Annotated in this window: 2 protein-coding genes; both read left to right on the top strand. The window is 63.4% G+C overall.

Features of this window, described 5'->3' with window-relative positions; all coding sequences use genetic code 11:
- Positions 1 to 299: 299 nt before the first annotated feature.
- Positions 300 to 1,958: an electron transfer flavoprotein-ubiquinone oxidoreductase gene (locus tag WCE35_RS11155; protein ID WP_424593394.1), complete on the top strand. Its 1,659-nt coding sequence runs from the start codon at positions 300 to 302 to the stop codon at positions 1,956 to 1,958.
- Positions 1,959 to 2,223: 265 nt separating this feature from the next.
- A complete protein-coding gene (locus WCE35_RS11150) occupies positions 2,224 to 4,002 on the top strand; it encodes a tetratricopeptide repeat protein (protein WP_424593393.1) in 1,779 nt (592 codons plus the stop codon).
- The last annotated feature ends 158 nt before the right edge of the window (positions 4,003 to 4,160 follow it).

Below are 4,160 nucleotides of genomic sequence, written 5' to 3'. Positions count from 1 at the left end.
GCGATTCCCTGACCGCTCGGGGCGACGGCGGCGCGTCGGCGGCGGACGGAGCAATGTCGGGATCGGACAGCCGGTTGGCCGGCTCGTCCGTCAACGCGCAATCGACCCCGGCCTCGAGATAAAAGGCCAGCAATTGCTGGACGGTAGGGGCGGGCTCGGGTGCGGGGGCCATCACGCCAATCTAGGATAGATCGACGGCTTGCGAAACGCCTCACATTTCATTTCCATGGTTGTCCTCCCCGCAAAAATCGGAAACAACGAGCGCTTAGAGCCGTTCTCAACCGGGCGGAGACCAGATCATGAGCACCGAACAACTACCGCCTCGCGAATCCATGGAATTCGACGTCGTGATCGTCGGCGCCGGGCCCTCAGGCCTGTCGGCCGCGATCCGGCTGAAGCAGCTCAATGCCGATCTCAGTATCGTCGTGGTGGAAAAGGGCTCCGAGGTCGGCGCACATATCCTGTCCGGCGCGGTGATCGATCCGGTCTCGCTCGACCGACTGGTTCCGGACTGGCGCGAGGACGCCGACTGTCCGCTGAAAACCGAGGCCAAGGACGACCGCTTCTACTGGATGACCGCGGGCAGCGCGATCCGGCTGCCGAATTTCGCGATGCCGCCGCTGATGAACAACCACCACTGCTATATCGGCTCGCTCGGCAATGTCTGCCGCTGGCTGGCGCCGAAGGCGGAGGCGCTCGGCGTCGAAATCTATCCGGGTTTTGCCGCCGCCGAAGTGCTGTACGACGACAAGGGCGCGGTGCGCGGGATCGCGACCGGCGACATGGGGATCGCCAAAGACGGTTCGCACAAGGATTCCTATACCCGCGGCATGGAACTGCTCGGCAAATACACGCTGTTCGCCGAAGGCGCGCGCGGCAGCCTGACCAAGCAGTTGATCGCGAAATTCGCGCTCGATGCCAACAGCGAGCCGCCGAAATTCGGCATCGGGCTGAAGGAGGTCTGGCAGATCGATCCCGCCAGGCACCAGAAGGGGTTGATCCAGCACTCGTTCGGCTGGCCGCTCAACAATTCCACCGGCGGCGGCTCGTTCCTCTATCATTACGACGATAACAAGGTGGCGGTCGGCTTCGTGGTGCATCTCAATTACGACGACCCGTATTTGTCGCCGTTCGACGAATTCCAGCGCTTCAAGACCCATCCCGCGGTCCGTACCCTGTTCGACGGCGGCAAGCGGCTGGCCTATGGCGCGCGCGCCATCACCGAGGGCGGCTTTCAGTCGGTGCCGCGGTTGAGTTTTCCGGGCGGCGCGCTGATCGGCTGCGCGGCCGGCTTCGTCAACGTGCCGCGCATCAAGGGCGTGCATAATGCGATCGGCAGCGGCATGCTCGCCGCCGAACATGTCGCCGATGCGCTTGGCGCCGGCCGCGCCAATGATGAACTCGTCGCGTACGAAAATGCCTGGCGCGATTCCGCGGTCGGCAAGGACTTGTATCGGGTCCGCAACGTCAAGCCGCTGTGGTCGAAGTTCGGCACCATCATCGGCGTGGCGCTCGGCGGCCTCGACATGTGGTGCAACACGCTGGGCTTCTCGCTGTTCGGAACCCTGTCGCATTCAAAACCCGACCGCAAGACGCTTGGCCCTGCGAAAGCGCATAGCCCGATCGCGCCGCCGAAGCCGGACGGCAAGCTGACCTTCGACAGGCTGTCGTCGGTATTCTTGTCCAACACCAATCACGAGGAGGACCAGCCGGTTCATCTCAGGGTCGCCGACCTCAACCTGCAGAAGACGTCCGAGCACGACGTCTATGCCGGCCCGTCCAACCGTTATTGCCCGGCCGGCGTCTACGAATGGGTCGAGGAGGCGTCGGGCCCGCGCTTCCAGATCAACGCCCAGAATTGCGTCCACTGCAAAACCTGCGACGTGAAGGACCCGAACGGCAACATCACCTGGGTTCCGCCCGAGGGCGGCGGCGGCCCCAATTACGAGGCGATGTGAAACGGGCCATTTGACCACGATTGCGTGAGCAGGCGGCTGACAACATCCATCTCGGCCACGATACCGCCACAGTGAAAGCGTTCTCGGGTGTACCGGGTAAATCGGCGGCCTGGCAGGCTTCTCCGCCGATCGATTCGCCACCCGTATCCTTGCGGTTGAACGCCAAAAGCGGCATTGTCGCAGGCCTTGATGCCGCCGCTTGGGTTCGCATTCGAGATTGATCGTAAAGATCCTGCCTCAAACTCCTGGAGCTAGGCGAACCGTGATGCTTTCCACCTTCAATCGCTGGACGATTGCCGCTCTCGCTGCCGCCGCGCTGACCGTCCCCGGCACGCTTTCGGCGCAGACGCCCGAACACACCGCCGACAACGCGGCGCAATTTCCGAGCAAGACCGATCTGAAATCGCTGACCACGTCCGGCAGCTATCTCGCCGCGCGTCACGCCAGCGTGGAGCGCGATGCCACGTCGGCGGCGGCCTTCTATCGCTCGGCGCTGCGCAGCGATCCGAAGAACAACGAGCTGCTCGACCGCGCCTTCATTTCGTCGCTGGCGGATGGCGACATCGACGAGGCGGTCAAGCTCGCCGATCGGATCCTGACGCTCGACAAGGCCAACCGCGTGGCGCGGCTGGTGGTCGGCGTGCGCGATCTGAAGCTGAAGAAATATGCCTCCGCGCAGATCAACCTCAATCAGTCGATCCGCGGCCCGATCACCGACCTCGTCGCGACGCTGCTGTCGGGCTGGGCCAGTTACGGCGCCGGTGACGCCAAGGTGGCGGTCGCCAATATCGACAAGCTGACGGGTCCTGAATGGTACCCGATCTTCAAGGACCTGCATTCCGGCATGATCCTCGAACTCGCCGGCAAGGACAAAGACGCCGGAGGGCGGCTCGAGCGCGCCTACAAGCTCGATGATTCCATGCTGCGCGTGTCCGACGAATACGCGCGCTGGCTGTCGCGCAACAAGGATGTGGCGGCGGCGACCGGCATCTACGAGGCTTTCGAGAAGAAGCTGCCGCGGCATCCGCTGGTGCGGGAAGGCATTCGCGAAGCCAGGGCCGGCAGGAAACTGCCGCCGCTGGTCGATTCGGCGCAGGCCGGCGCCGCCGAGGCGCTGTATGGCATCGGCGCGACGCTGACGCGGCGCGGCGGCGAGGATCTGGCGCTGGTCTATCTGCAGCTCGCGCTGTATCTGCAGCCCAATCACCCGCTGGCGCTGCTCTCGCTCGCCGATCTCTACGAATCGGTGAAGAAGCCGGCGATGGCGATCAAGGTCTACGAGCGGATGCCGGCCAGCTCGCCGCTGAAGCGCAATGCCCAGATTCAGCTGGCGACCAATCTCGACGCCGCCGATCGCAGCGAGGAGGCGATCAAGATCCTGAAGGACGTCACGGCCGAGGCGCCGAAGGATATCGAAGCCATCATGGCGCTCGGCAATATCGAGCGGGGCCGCAAGAAGTTTTCCGACTGCGCCACGACCTATTCGCAGGCGATCGAGGCGCTGCCGGCCGCAGGCGACAAGAACAGCTGGGTCACCTATTATTATCGCGGCATCTGCCAGGAGCGCTCCAAGCAGTGGAGCAAGGCCGAGGCGGACATGCGCAAGGCGCTCGAAATGCAGCCCGAGCAGCCGCACGTGCTGAACTATCTCGGCTATTCCTGGATCGATCAGGGCATCAACCTCGACGAAGGCATGAAGATGATCAAGCGCGCCGTCGATCAGCGTCCTGACGACGGCTATATCGTCGACTCGCTCGGCTGGGCCTACTACCGCATCGGCAATTTCGAGGACGCGGTGAAGCATCTCGAGCGCGCGATCGATCTGAAGCCCGAGGATCCCACCATCAACGACCATCTCGGCGATGCCTATTGGCGGGTCGGCCGGACGCTGGAAGCGAAATTCCAGTGGTCCCATGCCCGCGATCTCAAGCCCGAGCCGGAAGAGCTGCCGAAGATCCAGACCAAGATCGACAACGGCTTGCCCGATGACACCTCGTCGGCGGCTTCCGCCGACAAGAAAAAAGAAGACGGCAGGGGCGGCTGATCGAACGGCTTGAGCAGGACTCGCCGCAAGTGGCCAGCGTTTCGGCTCTCACATTCGCACCTCGCTGCAGCGCGTTCGCATGCGAATGTGAGAGCCGGGACGCTGGAAGAAAACATGATTCCAGTGCGGCTTTTTGGATTTGACATTCGCCATGACAG

This window comes from Bradyrhizobium sp. (assembly GCF_049691595.1).
Classification (GTDB): Bacteria; Pseudomonadota; Alphaproteobacteria; order Rhizobiales; family Xanthobacteraceae; genus Bradyrhizobium.
The sequence above is the reverse complement of the archived record's forward strand: the minus strand, read 5'-3'. Positions and strand labels throughout refer to the sequence as shown.

Bases quoted from the DNA above. Each gene is read 5' to 3' on its own strand.
- WCE35_RS11155 (WP_424593394.1), top strand. From the start codon at position 300: ATGAGCACCGAACAACTACCGCCTCGCGAATCCATGGAATTCGACGTC.
- WCE35_RS11150 (WP_424593393.1), top strand. From the start codon at position 2,224: ATGCTTTCCACCTTCAATCGCTGGACGATTGCCGCTCTCGCTGCCGCC.